18 protein-coding genes and 4 tRNA genes are annotated in these 15,817 nt (G+C 59.9%); 16 read left to right on the plus strand and 6 right to left on the minus strand.

Going from position 1 to position 15,817, the window contains the following annotated elements; translation table 11 throughout:
• Positions 1-147 precede the first annotated feature (147 nt).
• Complete coding sequence (locus tag AB8B31_RS07475) at positions 148-2,607, plus strand: penicillin-binding protein 1A (RefSeq protein ID WP_018241626.1); 2,460 nt, start codon at positions 148-150, stop codon at positions 2,605-2,607.
• 100 nt (positions 2,608-2,707) lie between these two features.
• Positions 2,708-3,839 (plus strand): peptide chain release factor 2 gene (gene prfB, locus AB8B31_RS07480; RefSeq protein WP_104891241.1). Its coding sequence is split into 2 segments (ribosomal slippage): positions 2,708-2,776 and positions 2,778-3,839, totalling 1,131 coding nucleotides; the frame shifts between segments, so codons are not numbered across the junction.
• 57 nt (positions 3,840-3,896) lie between these two features.
• Here prfB and AB8B31_RS07485 read toward each other — a convergent pair.
• The 3 genes from AB8B31_RS07485 to AB8B31_RS07495 are packed head-to-tail and all read right to left on the minus strand — an operon-like array spanning position 3,897 to position 6,240.
• Complete coding sequence (locus AB8B31_RS07485) at positions 3,897-4,913, minus strand: alpha/beta hydrolase family protein (RefSeq protein WP_018241628.1); 1,017 nt, start codon at positions 4,911-4,913, stop codon at positions 3,897-3,899.
• A gap of 33 nt (positions 4,914-4,946) precedes the next feature.
• Positions 4,947-5,462, minus strand: a complete 516-nt coding sequence (locus AB8B31_RS07490; RefSeq protein WP_018241629.1) for a hypothetical protein — start codon at positions 5,460-5,462, stop codon at positions 4,947-4,949.
• Positions 5,463-5,466: 4 nt separating this feature from the next.
• Positions 5,467-6,240 (minus strand): NAD kinase, encoded by a 774-nt coding sequence (locus tag AB8B31_RS07495; protein WP_018241630.1) that lies wholly within the window; start codon positions 6,238-6,240, stop codon positions 5,467-5,469.
• Between the two features lie 158 nt (positions 6,241-6,398).
• Between AB8B31_RS07495 and AB8B31_RS07500 the strand changes: the two genes are divergently transcribed.
• A tRNA-Thr gene (locus AB8B31_RS07500) sits at positions 6,399-6,474 on the plus strand.
• 195 nt (positions 6,475-6,669) lie between these two features.
• Positions 6,670-7,089 carry a hypothetical protein gene (locus tag AB8B31_RS07505; protein ID WP_172643992.1) on the plus strand — a complete coding sequence of 140 codons (420 nt, stop codon included), beginning with the start codon at positions 6,670-6,672 and terminating at the stop codon, positions 7,087-7,089.
• A 32-nt stretch (positions 7,090-7,121) separates the two neighbouring features.
• On the opposite strand, the gene AB8B31_RS07510 is transcribed toward AB8B31_RS07505, so the two are convergent.
• From AB8B31_RS07510 to rlmB, 3 genes are all read right to left on the minus strand, one after another.
• Complete coding sequence (locus AB8B31_RS07510; RefSeq protein ID WP_018241632.1) at positions 7,122-7,259, minus strand: hypothetical protein; 138 nt, start codon at positions 7,257-7,259, stop codon at positions 7,122-7,124.
• A 64-nt stretch (positions 7,260-7,323) separates the two neighbouring features.
• Entirely contained in the window at positions 7,324-7,482 is a 159-nt protein-coding gene (locus tag AB8B31_RS07515) for a hypothetical protein (RefSeq protein ID WP_003558513.1), read from the minus strand.
• A 327-nt stretch (positions 7,483-7,809) separates the two neighbouring features.
• Positions 7,810-8,700 carry a 23S rRNA (guanosine(2251)-2'-O)-methyltransferase RlmB gene (gene rlmB, locus AB8B31_RS07520; RefSeq protein ID WP_018241633.1) on the minus strand — a complete coding sequence of 297 codons (891 nt, stop codon included), beginning with the start codon at positions 8,698-8,700 and terminating at the stop codon, positions 7,810-7,812.
• A gap of 201 nt (positions 8,701-8,901) precedes the next feature.
• Between rlmB and AB8B31_RS07525 the strand changes: the two genes are divergently transcribed.
• The 12 genes from AB8B31_RS07525 to rplL all read left to right on the plus strand — a co-directional run bounded on the left by AB8B31_RS07525 (position 8,902) and on the right by rplL (position 15,798).
• Positions 8,902-8,986, plus strand: a tRNA-Tyr gene (locus tag AB8B31_RS07525).
• Between the two features lie 24 nt (positions 8,987-9,010).
• Positions 9,011-9,084, plus strand: a tRNA-Gly gene (locus tag AB8B31_RS07530).
• A 347-nt stretch (positions 9,085-9,431) separates the two neighbouring features.
• Positions 9,432-10,607 carry an elongation factor Tu gene (gene tuf / locus AB8B31_RS07535; protein WP_018241634.1) on the plus strand — a complete coding sequence of 392 codons (1,176 nt, stop codon included), beginning with the start codon at positions 9,432-9,434 and terminating at the stop codon, positions 10,605-10,607.
• A gap of 202 nt (positions 10,608-10,809) precedes the next feature.
• Positions 10,810-10,944 carry a hypothetical protein gene (locus AB8B31_RS07540; RefSeq protein ID WP_003547509.1) on the plus strand — a complete coding sequence of 45 codons (135 nt, stop codon included), beginning with the start codon at positions 10,810-10,812 and terminating at the stop codon, positions 10,942-10,944.
• 171 nt (positions 10,945-11,115) lie between these two features.
• On the plus strand, positions 11,116-12,009 hold the full coding sequence (locus tag AB8B31_RS07545) for an NAD-dependent epimerase/dehydratase family protein (RefSeq protein WP_018241635.1): 894 nt from the start codon (positions 11,116-11,118) through the stop codon (positions 12,007-12,009).
• Positions 12,010-12,176: 167 nt separating this feature from the next.
• Positions 12,177-12,252, plus strand: a tRNA-Trp gene (locus AB8B31_RS07550).
• A gap of 195 nt (positions 12,253-12,447) precedes the next feature.
• Positions 12,448-12,648, plus strand: a complete 201-nt coding sequence (secE, locus tag AB8B31_RS07555) for a preprotein translocase subunit SecE (protein WP_003547514.1) — start codon at positions 12,448-12,450, stop codon at positions 12,646-12,648.
• 17 nt (positions 12,649-12,665) lie between these two features.
• Positions 12,666-13,196 (plus strand): transcription termination/antitermination protein NusG, encoded by a 531-nt coding sequence (gene nusG, locus AB8B31_RS07560; RefSeq protein ID WP_003547516.1) that lies wholly within the window; start codon positions 12,666-12,668, stop codon positions 13,194-13,196.
• 177 nt (positions 13,197-13,373) lie between these two features.
• A complete protein-coding gene (gene rplK / locus AB8B31_RS07565; RefSeq protein ID WP_003547518.1) occupies positions 13,374-13,805 on the plus strand; it encodes a 50S ribosomal protein L11 in 432 nt (143 codons plus the stop codon).
• 4 nt (positions 13,806-13,809) lie between these two features.
• Positions 13,810-14,511, plus strand: coding sequence for a 50S ribosomal protein L1 (gene rplA, locus AB8B31_RS07570; protein ID WP_012757015.1), 702 nt, complete (start codon positions 13,810-13,812; stop codon positions 14,509-14,511).
• A gap of 329 nt (positions 14,512-14,840) precedes the next feature.
• Positions 14,841-15,359, plus strand: a complete 519-nt coding sequence (gene rplJ, locus AB8B31_RS07575) for a 50S ribosomal protein L10 (RefSeq protein WP_003547522.1) — start codon at positions 14,841-14,843, stop codon at positions 15,357-15,359.
• A gap of 58 nt (positions 15,360-15,417) precedes the next feature.
• On the plus strand, positions 15,418-15,798 hold the full coding sequence (gene rplL, locus AB8B31_RS07580; RefSeq protein WP_018241636.1) for a 50S ribosomal protein L7/L12: 381 nt from the start codon (positions 15,418-15,420) through the stop codon (positions 15,796-15,798).
• Positions 15,799-15,817: the final 19 nt, after the last annotated feature.

A 15,817-nucleotide genomic window follows, 5' to 3' on the forward strand; every position in this document is an offset into this window, starting at 1 on the left:
CCGGCTTATGTTTCGTAAGCCTTGAGCGCGGAATCGGCTTGTGGCGGTAACGCTCATGGAGTAAGCCGCGCAACGTGCAAATTGCCTTGATCTGTACAATCGTTGCGGCTGCGCCGATTGAAGATCGAAAAGACCGGTAGCTGAAATATGGTTAGACTTTTTGGATATTTCTTCGGAATGGCCTGCGTCCTGTTTCTGGTCGCGGCGGCGGGTATTGCCATCTATCTCGCCAATGTCGCGAAGGATCTTCCGGACTATGCCGTTCTGAACAGCTATGCGCCACCGGTGACGACCCGCGTCCATGCCGGCAACGGCGCTTTGATGGCCGAATACGCCAAGGAAAAGCGTCTCTTCCTGCCGATCCAGGCCATTCCGGATCGCGTGAAGGCCGCTTTCCTGTCGGCCGAAGACAAGAATTTCTACAATCATCCGGGCGTTGATCTCACCGGCCTCGGCCGCGCCATCCTCGTCAACCTGCAGAATTTCGGTTCCGGCCGCCGCCCGGTCGGTGCCTCGACCATTACCCAGCAGGTGGCCAAGAATTTCCTTCTGAGCTCGGACCAGACCATCGACCGCAAGATCAAGGAAGCGATCCTTTCCTTCCGTATCGAGCAGGCCTACAGCAAGGACAAGATCCTCGAACTCTACCTGAACGAGATCTTCTTCGGTCTGAATTCCTATGGCATCGCCGGCGCAGCACTCACCTATTTCAACAAATCCGTCACCGAACTGACCGTCGCCGAAGCCGCCTATCTGGCATCGCTGCCGAAGGGGCCTGCCAATTATCATCCGTTCCGTCATCCCGAGGCGGCGCTCGAGCGCCGTAACTGGGTGATCGACCGGATGGTCGAGAACGGTTATGTCAGCCAGAGCGACGGCGAGGAAGCCAAGAAGCAGCCGCTCGGCGTCACCGCCCGCACCACTGGCCCCTCGCTCTTCGCTTCGGATTATTTCGCCGAAGCAGTGCGTCGTCAGCTGATCGACCAATACGGCGAAAAGGTCCTCTATGAGGGCGGCCTTTCGGTGCGCACGTCGCTCGACCCCCAGATGCAGCTTGCTGCCCGCAAGGCGCTGCAGGACGGTCTGGTCACCTATGATGAGCGCCGCGGTTTCCATGGCCCGATCAAGCAGATCGATGCAAGCGGTGACTGGGGCAAGGCGCTAGCCGATATTCCCACCCTGTCCGACGTTCCGGAATGGCGGCTCGCCGTCGTGCTCGCCGTGTCCGACTCGACCGTCGACATCGGCCTGCAGCCGGCCAAGGATGGAAGCGGCAAGGTTGCGGCCGACCGTCAACGCGGCACCATCGACGCCAAGAACATGCAATGGGCCTTCCGTTCGGCCGACGGCGCCCGCAAGACCACGAAATCGCCGGTCGGAGCCGTAGCGCCTGGTGACGTCGTTTATGTCGCAAAGCTCGGCGACGACGCGTCGACTTCCTACCGCCTGCAGCAGCCACCGAAGGTCCAGGGTGGACTGGTCGCGATGGACCCGAAGACCGGCCGCGTGCTCGCCATGGTCGGCGGTTTCTCGTACGCCCAGTCAGAATTCAACCGCGCCACCCAGGCGATGCGCCAGCCAGGCTCCTCGTTCAAGCCCTTCGTCTACGCCGCGGCAATGGACAATGGTTATACGCCGGCCTCCGTCATCATGGATGCGCCGATCGAAATCGTCTCGGGCGGCCAGGTCTGGAGGCCGGAAAACTACGGCGGCGAATCCGGCGGCCCGTCGACGCTGCGTTCGGGCATCGAGCATTCGCGCAATCTGATGACGGTGCGCCTCGCCAACGATCTCGGCATGAACATCGTCGCCGAATATGCCGAGCGCTTCGGCATCTACGATCACATGCTGCCGGTTCTTTCCATGTCGCTCGGCGCCGGCGATACGACTGTGCTGCGCATGGTCTCGGCCTATTCGGTCATCGCCAATGGCGGCAAGCAGATCAAGCCGACATTGATCGACCGCATCCAGGACCGCTACGGCAAGACGATCTTCAAACATGAGGAGCGTGTGTGCGAGGGCTGCAATGCCGGCGACTGGCAGAACCAGGAAGAGCCGAATGTCGTCGACAATCGCGAAACCGTTCTCGACCCGATGACCGCCTACCAGATCACCTCGATGATGCAGGGCGTCATCCAGCGCGGCACCGCTGCCGGCAAGATTGATCTCGGCGGTCGCGACGTCGCCGGAAAGACCGGCACCACCAACGACGAGAAGGATGCCTGGTTCGTCGGCTTCACGCCGGATCTGGTTGCAGGCCTCTATATGGGCTTCGATACGCCGGCCCCGCTCGGCCGCGGCGGCACCGGTGGCGTCTTGTCCGCCCCGATCTTCAACGAATTCATGCAGGCTGCCGTCAAGGACACGCCCGAATCGAAGTTCGTCATTCCATCAGGCATGAACCTGATTTCGATCGACCGCAAAACCGGCATGGCGGCTGGCGACGGCGATCCGAACACCATCGTCGAGGCCTTCAAGCCCGGCACCGGCCCGGCCGACAGCTTCTCCGTGATCGGCATGGACAGCACCATGGCGCCGGAAGAGATCCTGAAGACCTCGCCGCAGGCGAACCAGGCCGTCCAGACCGGCACGCCCGGCCTGTTCTGACCGAGGCCTGAATTTTGCACGCCCGCCGCGGCCCTTTACATCCGCGGCGGGCGTCTCTATGTCACCAGCACCTGAATAAGACCGACAGAGAAGCAGGAAAATGCGAGCGGAAATCGAAAACGTGGTCGATGAAACCAAGCAGGCTATCACCCTGCTGAGGAGGCATCTTTGACTGGGACCAGGCGATAAGACGGCTGGACTGGTTGAACAACAAGGCAGAGGATCCGAACCTCTGGAACGACGCTTCCGAAGCGCAGAAGCTGATGCGCGAGCGCCAGCAGCTGGATGACGGCATTAACGGTGTCAAGCAGCTCGAACAGCAGCTGAACGACAATATCGAGCTGATCGAGCTTGGCGAGGAAGAGGGCGACCAGAGCGTCGTCAAGGAAGCCGAGGACACGCTGAAGGCCTTGAAGGCCGAGGCTGCACGCCGCCAGGTGGAAGCCATGCTCTCCGGCGAAGCCGATGGCAACGACACTTATCTCGAAGTCCATTCCGGCGCCGGCGGCACCGAAAGCCAGGACTGGGCGAACATGCTTCTGCGCATGTACACCCGCTGGGCTGAACGCCAGCGTTTCAAGGTCGAGCTTCTCGAAGTTCATGACGGCGAAGAGGCTGGCATCAAGTCCGCGACCCTGCTCGTCAAGGGCCACAATGCCTATGGCTGGCTGAAAACGGAATCGGGCGTGCACCGCCTGGTGCGGATCTCGCCCTACGACAGCAATGCGCGTCGCCACACCTCCTTTTCGTCGATCTGGGTCTATCCGGTTGTCGACGACTCGATCCAGATCGAGATCAACGAAAGCGACTGCCGCATCGATACCTACCGTTCGTCGGGCGCCGGCGGCCAGCACGTCAACACCACCGACTCGGCCGTGCGCATCACGCATATCCCGACCGGCATCGTCGTGCAGTGCCAGCAGGAGCGTTCGCAGCACAAGAACCGTGCCAAGGCCTGGGACATGTTGCGCGCCCGCATGTACGAAGCGGAACTGAAGAAGCGCGAGGATGCCGCTAGCGCCGAAGCCGCTTCGAAGACGGAGATCGGCTGGGGTCACCAGATCCGCTCCTACGTGCTGCAGCCCTACCAGCTGGTCAAGGACCTTCGCACTGGTGTCGCCAGCAGCGCGCCGGACGACGTTCTCGACGGCGACCTGAACGAGTTTATGGAAGCAGCACTTGCCCATCGCATCAGCGGCGCCGCCGACGCGGTCGTCGATGATGTCGACTGATCGGATTATCGATGCATTGAGATAACAAAAGCCCCGGAGACGGGGCTTTTGTTTTGCTCAGGCCATCGCGCTTATACCGCTGACTTGAAACAGCGCTGCCGACAGATCGGCAATCTCTTCATGAATAGCCGCGCGCTCGATGCCCGGGGGATCGGTAAAGAGTTCTGCCGCAAAGGCAAGGCCGAGCGCCGTGCCTTCTGCCACGAAGACATAATGTCCAAGGCCGCCGCTGAAGATTTTAAGGGCGCTGCGCCGGAGCCGCGCATGCAGCCACGACGAACATTCTTCGGCCGGTGCCGCCCTGTCGGCGTCACCGACCAGGATAAGGGCAGGTGCATCGACAGCTTTCAGGCTTTCCTCGCTGAAACCGAGAACCGACCGGCCCGGCGCGCAGATGAGTGCGGCCTTGATTCTGTCGTCTCGGTAGGAGTTCGACATCCGGGACCACGAATCGCGAAACACATCGCTGGTGCGCAGCAATGCCGGGATATGATCGGCAAGGTGGGGAAACTCCCTCGGTCCGCGCGCGCCACCGGGCTTCATCCTGGACGGTTCGAACTGCGAGAACTGGGCAACAGCCCCAAGAAGCAGCATCACGCTATAAGCTCCGGCGGAAAATCCGGCTGCGAAGACACTGTTCGTATCGATATCGCCAGATAGATCGCTGAGCCATGCATCGCGGTGGTCGAGCATGTAGCTTAGGTCAGGCGCCCGCTCCCAAAGGCAGGCAAAGCCTTCAGCGCGATAGGGCTCGATGCCGGTATTGCCGTGGTGGCTGACGCCGAGCGCTGCAAACCCGCGATCGACCAGGCGTCGCGCCAGCCACTCCAGTCCGGCCGCGGATCCGCCGGTGCCATGCGACAACAGAACGAGGGGATAGGGGCCGGCCTCCGGCCGGATGGGTGCATCGCGGGCGACGTCCGCCCTCTGGAACCAGCTTCTTTCCGGGACGTCGCTTTGTGCGTCATCGGCGGCGGGGTACCAGAGGGACCAACTGATCGGTCTAGGGCCGGCTGCGTCCCAGTTCGACCTTTTCTCGTCGTAGAGGACGCCGTCGCGAAAGCCCAGTTTCATCTCTTGAATGCCCTTTGAACACGTCCCAGCCGTTCAATTCGTCGCCTTCTCCACGGTGATGTCGCCGAATTCGTCGATCAGCACGGTCCAGCCATCCGGCTCCGCGGCAGGGTCGGTCTTCAGATAGACCGTGGCGAAGAGCCCCGGTTCCTTGATGATGCCGTTCGAATTCTCGGGGCGTATATCGGTAACGTAAGGCTTCAGGTCGCTGAACTCCTGCAGCTCGATGGTCGAGGCGATCGCCGGGCCGGTCTCGGTCTGGGCAATCTGCTGCAGATAGATCTTCGAGGTCCTGTCCGGCTGGCGGACGGCAAAGAGCTTGTAGTAGCCGTGGCGCTGCGCGGCCTTTCCCTCGGGATTGGCGACGCTCTCGGCGCTCGTCGGCACCCGCTCGACCGCCGGTGCATTGCCATCGTCCTCCCAGTAGCCGGTACTGGTCGCGAAAATCACCGATGCCGGCAGGAGGGCATCCTGCGCCGGGCCGGCCGCCGCTGCAATGCTCCATCCCGCAAGCAGGAGGCTGGTCATCAATATCCGTCGCATTGCCATCGTCTCAATCCTTGAACTGCTCGGCTAGAATCCGGTCGGACCAAGAGCGGTCGGGATCAGAAAGGATGCGCGCCGTCACATGCTCCGACTGGGCGATGCGAATATGCAGCACCGACTTGACCTCGGTATTGTCGGCCACTGCGTTCACCGGTCGCTTCTCCGGCTCGAGAATGTCGATATCGACGGTCACCTTGTTCGGAAGCAGAGCGCCCCTCCAGCGCCGAGGCCTGAAAGCGCTGACCGGCGTCATGGCGAGCAGCGGCGCCTCGAGCGGCAGGATCGGGCCATGGGCGGAAAGATTATACGCCGTCGATCCGGCAGGTGTCGCCACCATCAGCCCGTCGCAGATCAGTTCTTCCAGACGGACGCGCCCATCCACCATAACCCTTAGATTCGCGGCCTGATACGACTGGCGAAAAAGATAGACCTCGTTGATGGCGAGCGCCGTCGAGTTGGTGCCGTCGGCGTTGGCCGTCGTCATCTGCAATGGCCGGAAGACGTTTTCGACGGCGACGCAGATGCGCTCCTGAAGCTTGTCGGTGCGATAGTCGTTCATCAGGAAGCCGACCGAGCCGCGATTCATACCGTAAACCAGCTTGCCGGAGTTCATGGTGTTGTGCAGCGTCTGCAGCATGAAACCGTCGCCGCCGAGTGCGACAATGACGTCGGCTTCGTCAGCCGGGACGTCGCCATAGATGCGAATCAACTCCTCGCGCGCGGCAAGCGCCTCCGTCGTTGGTGAGGCGAGAAAGGAAAGCGTCTGAAATGAACGGCCCATGCAATGCCCTTTATGATGCTGCCCTAGCTAAAGGATAAAGGCCTTGCGCGACAAGGACGTTTTCTATCGCGAAGCGTTTTGAGCTGCAGCCGAACTGTCCGCGCAGGCACGGATTTTCCCTTTACAGAATCACAGAATCTGCTAGTTGGGCAACTATTGCCCTTGTAGCTCAGTTGGTAGAGCACCTGATTTGTAATCAGGGGGTCCCGGGTTCGAACCCTGGCGGGGGCACCAGCCTACGCTCTGTGAGCTTCGGCTCGGCGAGCCGAAGAGAGCAACTAAGCGAAGGCGGACTGGTTCGAGAATGCTCCGGTTAGCTGCACTATCTTTCCCCACGATACCGTCTTTCTAAACAGAGCCTGGGTTCACGGCTGCCTCGCTCAATCGCACCGGCTTTTCAGATGGCACGTATCGCTTGATGAACCGCGTCTGAAGGGCTGCTTCACCGCCAATTCAGCCGCGACCGCTTATCTTCGCCTCATCAGCAATGAGGAAACAGCCATGAAGCTCGCACATCTCTTTCTCGCCGCAACCATTTCCGTCGGTGCGGCTTTCGCGTCCGTCGCACCGGCTGCCGCCATGCCGGCCGAGCGGCCGGCGGTGACGGCGCAGGGCGATATCGTTCAAATTCGTGATGGCTGGCGAGGTGATCGCGACCGCGACGACCGTGGCTGGCGAGGTGATCGCGACCGTGACGACCGTGGCTGGCGCGATGAGCGCGATTGGCGCCGGTCCGACTGGCGCGATGATCGCCGTCACTGGCGGCGGTGGCGTGCCGAGCGTTGGCAGGAGCGCCGCGAGTGGCGTGATCGCGATCGCGGTATGCCGTTCTGGCTCTACCGCGGTTGACAATAACGGCCCGGATCACCCGGGCCGTTATTTTAGTGAGTGACGGGTTCGTTGACGCTCGCCTCGATCCTGTCGCTATTGCCGGTCTGTCCGGCGCCGGAGGGCGACATCATTGCGATGCTAAGCACGGAGGCGACCATGAAGGCGACGACGGCGATCATTATGCGCATAAGCGTTCAATCCTCGTTCGATTCCGGGATTAACGCATGATCGCCGCCGGCGTTCCTGCCGGTCTTATTGCACCTGTCCCGGCGTTGCTGGGCCGGGCGCCGTCGGCGACAGAGGATCGGGCTGGTGGATGGGGTGCGACGTGTCCACCCAGATGATACTGATGATAATCACGACGAAGACCGCGATGAAGAGGATACCGAAAATCAGCGGTCGAATGGCCATGATAGGGATCGTTCCTTCTTGCTTCTGAGCCGGTCGCTACGACCGATCATTGGCCGATCATAGTGCCCCAGGGCGTCATTCCAAGGCAAAAGTGGATTTTTCTGGCATCGGTCGGGCGTTGCACGAGCGTTGTGCGTGTCCGTTTCCGTTTGTCGCGCCGGATCGAGCTCCTGCATAACTCCTTAAATCCGAATCGATAGCGCGTCAGAAAAGACGCGCGACGCCGGTATGTCACGGATGATCGCCTATCCCGTCGAAGTGGCCTATGCAGGCGATACGGCGCGGGCCGATGGACGGACCCGACCGGCTGCCCTTGCTTGGGCCGGCCTATGCCTTCAGGTGGAGCCGCGCCGCGTAAAGTGCGATCGCCGCCGCATTGGAGACGTTGAGCGATTTGATCGCGCCCGGCATGTCGAGACGGGCAAGTGCGTTGACGGTTTCCCGCGTCTTCTGCCGAAGCCCCTTGCCCTCCGAGCCAAGCACCAGCGCCACTTTCCCGCCGGAGAAGGTGCCTTCGAGCGGCGCCGGCCCTTCCGAATCGAGGCCGATGGTGGAAAAACCGAGCTTGTGCAATTCGCCGAGCGCATCGGCGAGATTGGTAACTTGTATATAAGGTATCAGTTCCAGCGCGCCGGAGGCGGACTTGGCGAGTACGCCCGATTCGGTCGGGCTGTGTCGCTGCGTGGTGATCACCGCACCCGCATTGAAGGCGACGGCCGAGCGCATGATCGCGCCGACATTGTGCGGATCCGTGACTTGGTCGAGGACGAGCAGGAGGGGGCTGTCCTTCAGAGCTTCGAGCCGGCGTACCGGGAGTGGCCTTGTTTCCAGCATCACGCCCTGATGGATCGCCTCGGGGCCGAGCACCTTGTCGATATCCTGCGGCGAGACGATCTCGAAGGGCATGCCGAGCGCCTCGACGTCGACTTCGAGCCGCGCGAGCGCGTTCTGCGTCACGAACAGCTTGATCTTCTTGCGCTCGGGATTATCGAGCGCCGCGCGCACCGTATGTAGGCCATAGAGATGCACCTGGTCGGGCGCAAGCGCCGGCGGCTTCCAGTCTTCGCCGCCGCGCTTTCGCTTCTGCGGCTGAGGCGTCGGAATCTCCCCGCGTTCGCGCTTGGCGTCGCGGTGGGCGCGCCGCAGAGTGGCGTAATGCGTATCCTTGGCGGATGGGTCTGTCGCGGTCTTGCCGCCGGATTTGTTGTCTTTGCTCATGCAGCTTTATAGCCATGGCGCTCGCTGCCGCATAGGCTTTCTTTCATATGCCGGCTTTCGGTGGCGAATGAAATTTTTCGTGTTTTTTCCGTTGTCATCGTGTTGACAGACTGAAATGCTCCGGTCATATACGCGGCGCAGACGACGGGCAGCAACGCTTCGAAGTCTGACGAACTTGGTCTTGCGATCCGGACGAAAACTGGAGAGATGCCCGAGTGGTTAAAGGGGACGGACTGTAAATCCGTTGGCTCAGCCTACGTTGGTTCAAATCCAACTCTCTCCACCATTCGTCATCGGATCGGACCACCCCGCGGGTATAGCTCAATGGTAGAGCAGCAGCCTTCCAAGCTGAATACGCGGGTTCGATTCCCGCTACCCGCTCCAGTTTCCGTGACGCTACTTTATTCGACCGCTGCTGCCGTAGTCCCCGAGATGTCTCCGGCGCGGGCGGAGAAGCTGACGATTGCGATTATCGACTGGCAGGGAAGGCGCTCGACGCTGAACGGCTATGGTGTGTCTTCGGCGGTCAATGCGATTTTCTTTAAGATTTCAGCGATTTTCGAGGGGGCTTTGGCGAATCGCCTTGCAGGCGGCGAATTGTCTCCCATATGCGCTCTCAGGCCAAGAATGGCGTCTGCAATTAAGTCTTGCGCAATGTCGCCGAAAGCCTTAAACGGCGGCACTAAACCGGTTCGCCGGGGCCACCATTTTCGTTCACAGGAAGCATTCAAATGGGAAAGAGTAAGTTTGAGCGCAACAAGCCGCACGTCAACATTGGCACGATTGGCCACGTTGACCACGGCAAGACGTCTCTGACGGCAGCGATCACGAAGTACTTCGGTGAGTACAAGGCGTACGATCAGATCGACGCGGCTCCGGAAGAAAAGGCCCGTGGCATCACCATCTCGACGGCGCACGTCGAGTATGAGACGCCGGCCCGCCACTACGCGCACGTCGACTGCCCCGGCCACGCCGACTACGTCAAGAACATGATCACCGGTGCTGCCCAGATGGACGGCGCGATCCTGGTGTGCTCGGCCGCTGACGGCCCGATGCCGCAGACGCGCGAACACATCCTGCTGGCTCGCCAGGTCGGCGTTCCGGCAATCGTTGTGTTCCTGAACAAGGTCGACCAGGTAGACGACGCCGAGCTTCTCGAACTGGTCGAGCTCGAAGTTCGCGAACTGCTGTCGTCCTACGACTTCCCGGGCGACGATATCCCGGTCGTCAAGGGTTCGGCCCTTGCTGCTCTCGAAGATTCGGACAAGAAGATCGGCGAAGACGCGATCCGCGAACTGATGGCTGCTGTTGACGCCTACATCCCGACGCCTGAGCGTCCGATCGACCAGCCGTTCCTGATGCCGATCGAAGACGTGTTCTCGATCTCGGGCCGCGGCACGGTTGTGACCGGCCGCGTCGAGCGTGGCATTGTCAAGGTTGGCGAAGAAGTCGAGATCGTCGGCATCCGCCCGACCTCGAAGACGACGGTGACCGGCGTTGAAATGTTCCGCAAGCTGCTCGATCAGGGCCAGGCTGGCGACAATATCGGTGCGCTGATCCGCGGTGTGAACCGTGACGGCGTCGAGCGTGGCCAGATCCTGGCCAAGCCCGGCTCAGTCAAGCCGCACAAGAAGTTCATGGCAGAAGCCTACATCCTGACGAAGGAAGAGGGTGGCCGTCATACGCCGTTCTTCACCAACTACCGTCCGCAGTTCTACTTCCGCACGACCGACGTGACGGGCATTGTGACGCTGCCGGAAGGCACGGAGATGGTGATGCCGGGCGACAACGTCACGGTTGCCGTCGAGCTGATCGTTCCGATCGCGATGGAAGAAAAGCTGCGCTTCGCTATCCGCGAAGGCGGCCGCACCGTCGGCGCCGGTATCGTCGCGTCGATCGTCGAATAACTTTCGAGTTATCCGCAATTATGAAGACCCCGCTGGAAACAGCGGGGTTTTTCATTTTCATGGCTTCCTGTAGGCTTAACAGGTGTTGTAAAAATATCGTTAAATTGGCCTGTCACAGTATTTTGTTCATCTCACGTTCAGAAACCGGTTTGTGATTGGACCATTGTAGTCCAGACTCCTTCTTGCAAAGAGGAGAGCCCGGATGATTCCAAAGGCCACATTCGCTGCGACGATATTCGCGATGTATGTTTTCACGATGTTTTTCATCGCTGCAATTCCGCAAGAAGTTGTTCAGTCTGCCGTAGTGCAGATTGGCGAGGTAAGTGTCGTCAAGTGACGACCTTTGCCGAGCATCGCAGGGTTCTGCGATGATCGGAAATGATCGGCCAGGTGCTCCCGGATAGGATGCTCCTGGCGACGCGGGGGTGAACCCTTGCAGGACGCTCGCTTGCTCTTCGCGCGGAAGCGTCTATCTATGCCTCCGATTTCATGACGCGGAGGATATTCCATGAAAAGACGTATTCTGTTCACTGGCGGGTCTGGCAAGGCAGGTCGCCATGCTGTGCCATGGCTCGTCAATGCCGGTTACGAGGTTCACAACCTCGATCTTGTGCCGCTGGATAGCCCCGGCGTCACCAATCTCATCGCCGACATCACCGATAGCGGTCAGGTGTTCAACGCGCTCTCGATGCATCGCGATTTTCCCGATCTCGACGCGGGCAGGGGCGTGCAGCCCTTCGACGCCGTCGTGCATTTCGCCGCCATCCCGCGCATCCTGATCAAGCCCGATAACGAAACCTTCAGGATCAACACGATGGGCACCTATAATGTCATCGAGGCGGCGGTGAAGCTCGGCATCAGGAAGATCATCGTCGCATCGAGCGAGACGACCTACGGCGTCTGCTTCGCCGAAGGCCACCGCGATTTCCACCAGTTCCCGCTGGAGGAGGATTACGACGTCAATCCGATGGATTCCTACGGCCTTTCGAAGGTGGTCAACGAAAAGACGGCGCGCGCCTTTGCCGAACGTTCGGGCTTCGACATCTATGCGCTGCGCATCGGCAACGTCATCGAGCCTGACGACTACGAGAAGTTCCCGACCTATTTCGCCAATCCCGAGATGCGCAAGCGCATCGCCTGGAGCTATATCGACGCCCGCGACCTCGGACAGATTTGCCATCTCTGCATCGAGAAGGACGGCCTCGGCTATCAGGTCTTCAATGCCGCCAATGACACCGTATCGGCCAATACGCCATCGAAGGAGCTTGCGAAGCGATTCTTTCCGAACGTGCCTTTCACTCGCGAGATCGGCGAATATGAGAGCCTGCTCTCCAACCGCAAGATCCGCGAGGTGCTGGGCTTCAGGGAGGAGCACGATTGGCGGAAATATGTGAAGGTCTGAACGGATCTGGTCACGCGATTGAAAAGCCGATCGTTCGCATATCAGGAGAATGGCTTTGAAAATCGAAAATCGTGCTTGCCAATCCCGTGTCGTCGTCTTAAAGGGAGCGCCATGCTTTTCAGCAGCGATTTGCGGGCCTTGGCTCAGGCGCTGAATGATCGGTATGAAGGGGTATAGCTCAGTTGGTAGAGCGGCGGTCTCCAAAACCGCAGGTCGTAGGTTCGAGCCCTACTGCCCCTGCCATTTTCCTTGATGCGGGACAGCGCGGATATGCTCGCGGCATTTCCGGCCGAGGATTGATTGGTGGTAAGTAATTTCGTTAAACTTCGGTTTCCCTCTTGTGTATTCGGAAATCGGTGTTTATTTAGGGTTCAACAGACACGCGGTGCGTGGGGCTGATAGTTTCAGCTTTACGCGCCGTAATTGCGTGGGCAGTCGATGGCATCCAAATCCAATCCGTTTGCGTTTCTGCAGCAGGTTCGCTCCGAGACGTCCAAAGTTACATGGCCATCGCGCCGCGAGACCATGATCTCGACGGTCATGGTGCTGGTGATGGTGGTTTTCGCCGCGCTGTTTTTCTTTGCCGCTGACCAGCTGATCGGCTGGGCTCTGAGCTTCGTGCTGAATACCGGCAACTGATACGGGTGGAGATGAAAATGGCGGCACGTTGGTACATCGTCCACGCATATTCTAATTTTGAAAAGAAGGTGGCTGAAGATATCGAGAACAAGGCTCGCCAGAAGGGGCTTGAGCACCTGTTCGAGAAGATCCTCGTGCCGACCGAAAAGGTGGTGGAAGTGCGTCGCGGCCGCAAGGTCGATTCCGAGCGCAAGTTCTTCCCGGGCTATGTCATGGTTCGTGCCAATCTGACGGACGAAGCCTACCATCTGATCAAGAATACGCCGAAGGTCACGGGCTTCCTCGGCTCCGACAATAAGCCCGTTCCGATTCCCGACTACGAAGCCGAGCGCATTCTCGGTCAGGTCCAGGAAGGTGTCGAGCGGCCGAAGGCTTCCATTACCTTCGAGATCGGCGAGCAGGTCCGCGTTTCCGACGGCCCATTCGCGTCGTTCAATGGCACGGTTCAGGATGTGGACGAAGAGCGTTCGCGCCTGAAGGTGGAAGTGTCGATCTTCGGCCGCGCAACGCCGGTCGAGCTGGAATACGCTCAGGTCGAGAAGGTCTGATTGCAGAAACCGGAATCTGGCCCTTGCGGCCTGTTTCCTGCGGACCTTGTCCGCACCCGCGTGGAAGGTGAGGGGGTCTTAGCCGGACCCTGATGATCCGTACCACGCAACCGCAGCCGCCGGAGAGATCCGGCATCACGGGCCGGGCGACTGGCCGTTCATGAAAGGCAGAGAGATATGGCTAAGAAAGTTGCAGGCCAGCTCAAGCTTCAGGTCAAGGCAGGATCGGCAAACCCGTCCCCGCCGATTGGTCCGGCGCTTGGTCAGCGTGGCATTAACATCATGGAATTCTGCAAGGCGTTCAATGCCGCCACGCAGGAAATGGAAAAGGGTATGCCGATCCCGGTCGTCATTACCTATTACCAGGACAAGTCCTTCACCTTCGCGATGAAGCAGCCGCCGGTCAGCTACTGGCTGAAGAAGGAAGCGAAGATCACATCCGGTTCCAAGACGCCCGGCAAGGGCGCCAAGGCCGGCTCCCTCACCAAGGCTCAGATCAAGTCGATCGCAGAAGCCAAGATGAAGGATCTGAACGCAGCGGATATCGAAGGTGCAATGGCGATGATCGAGGGCTCTGCCCGCGCCATGGGCCTGGAAGTGGTGGGTTAAGATCATGGCTGGTAAGCGCACGCAGAAGATCAACGAAGGTGTTGATCCCACCAAGCTCTACGCTCTGACCCTGGCCATCGGCATGGTCAAGGAACGGGCTGTCGCCAAGTTCGACGAAACCATCGAAGTCTCGATGAACCTCGGCGTTGACCCGCGCCATGCGGACCAGATGGTTCGCGGCGTCGTCAACCTGCCGAACGGCACGGGCCGTACGGTTCGCGTTGCCGTCTTCGCACGTGGCGCCAAGGCTGACGAAGCCAAGGCCGCCGGTGCCGATATCGTCGGCGCCGAAGAGCTTGTCGAGATCGTCCAGGGCGGCAAGATCGAATTCGATCGTTGCATCGCCACCCCCGATATGATGCCGCTCGTCGGCCGTCTCGGTAAGGTTCTCGGCCCCCGCGGCATGATGCCGAACCCGAAGGTCGGCACCGTCACCATGGACGTCGCCGGAGCTGTCAAGGCTTCCAAGGGTGGTGCTGTCGAGTTCCGCGTCGAGAAGGCTGGCATCGTCCATGCCGGCATCGGCAAGGCCTCTTTCGACGCCAAGGCTCTGGAAGAAAACATCCGCGCCTTTGCTGACGCCGTCATCAAGGCGAAGCCGGCAGGCGCCAAGGGCAACTACGTCAAGCGCGTGGCGATTTCCTCGACCATGGGTCCGGGCGTCAAGATCGAGCCCGGCTCGGTCACCGGTGCGCCGGCCGCATAAGGTTACTGCCGGGCTTTAAATCCGGCGACTGAATTTCCGGCCTCGCAAGGGGCCGGAATATTCCGGAGAAATCCGGAATCCTGTCCGAGATTGCAGGTGGTTTTCCCTTAATCACTTAGCCTGCATGAGACGGGTAAGACCCGAATTGCATGAAGTTCGCTTCTAGGAACTCGGTTCGAGCCTTGGATGCCTTGTGCCTCTTTAGCCTTGATTGGCGCGAGAGCGCGGGGGGACAGGATCCTCAAGCGTCGCTTGGGATCTCGCATGATCCCAGGAGGCAAAAGGCAACCGGCGGGCCCGTTTTTGGTCCCGCCAACTGGAGATAGGCAGTGGAAAGAGCGGAAAAACGCGAATTCGTCACGGAACTGAACGAAGTCTTCAAGGCTTCGGGCTCAGTTGTCGTGGCCCACTATGCTGGTGCTACAGTCGCGCAGATGAACGATTTTCGTTCGAAGATGCGCGCAGCTGGCGGCACCGTCAAAGTCGCGAAGAACCGCCTGGCCAAGATCGCCCTTCAGGGTACGGAAGCGGAAGGGATGTCCAATCTCTTCAAGGGTCAGACGCTGATTGCATACAGCACCGATCCGATCACCGCTCCGAAAGTCGTCATGGATTTCGCCAAGACCAATGACAAGATCATTGTTCTGGGCGGCGCCATGGGAACAACCACGCTCAACGCCGATGCAGTCAAGTCGCTTGCGACCCTGCCTTCGCTCGATGAGTTGCGTGCGAAGCTGCTGGGCATGATCCAGACACCGGCTACCCGCATCGCTGGGGTTGTTGCAGCACCGGCAAGCCAGCTTGCCCGCGTGTTTGCGGCCTACGCCAAGAAGGACGAAGCCGCGTAAGGCGGTTTTTCGCTGTTTATAATCAACCGGTTCGAACCGAACAAAAGGAACTAGTAAAATGGCTGATCTCGCAAAGATCGTTGACGACCTCTCCTCGCTGACCGTTCTGGAAGCTGCAGAACTGTCGAAGCTTCTTGAAGAAAAGTGGGGCGTTTCCGCTGCTGCTCCGGTAGCTGTTGCTGCCGCTGCCGGCGGTGCTGGCGCTGCTGCTGTCGTTGAAGAAGAAAAGACCGAATTCGACGTCATCCTCGTCGAAGCTGGTGCCAACAAGATCAACGTCATCAAGGAAGTCCGCGCCATCACGGGTCTCGGCCTCAAGGAAGCCAAGGACCTCGTCGAAGCCGCTCCGAAGGCTGTCAAGGAAGGCGTCAACAAGGCTGAAGCCGCTGACATCAAGAAGAAGCTTGAAGACGCTGGCGCCAAGGCCGACGTCAAGTAATCTTGAACTGCTTTGGGAG

Source organism: Rhizobium sp. 62_C5_N11_2, from assembly GCF_051811185.1.
GTDB classification, from domain to species: Bacteria; Pseudomonadota; Alphaproteobacteria; order Rhizobiales; family Rhizobiaceae; genus Rhizobium; species Rhizobium leguminosarum.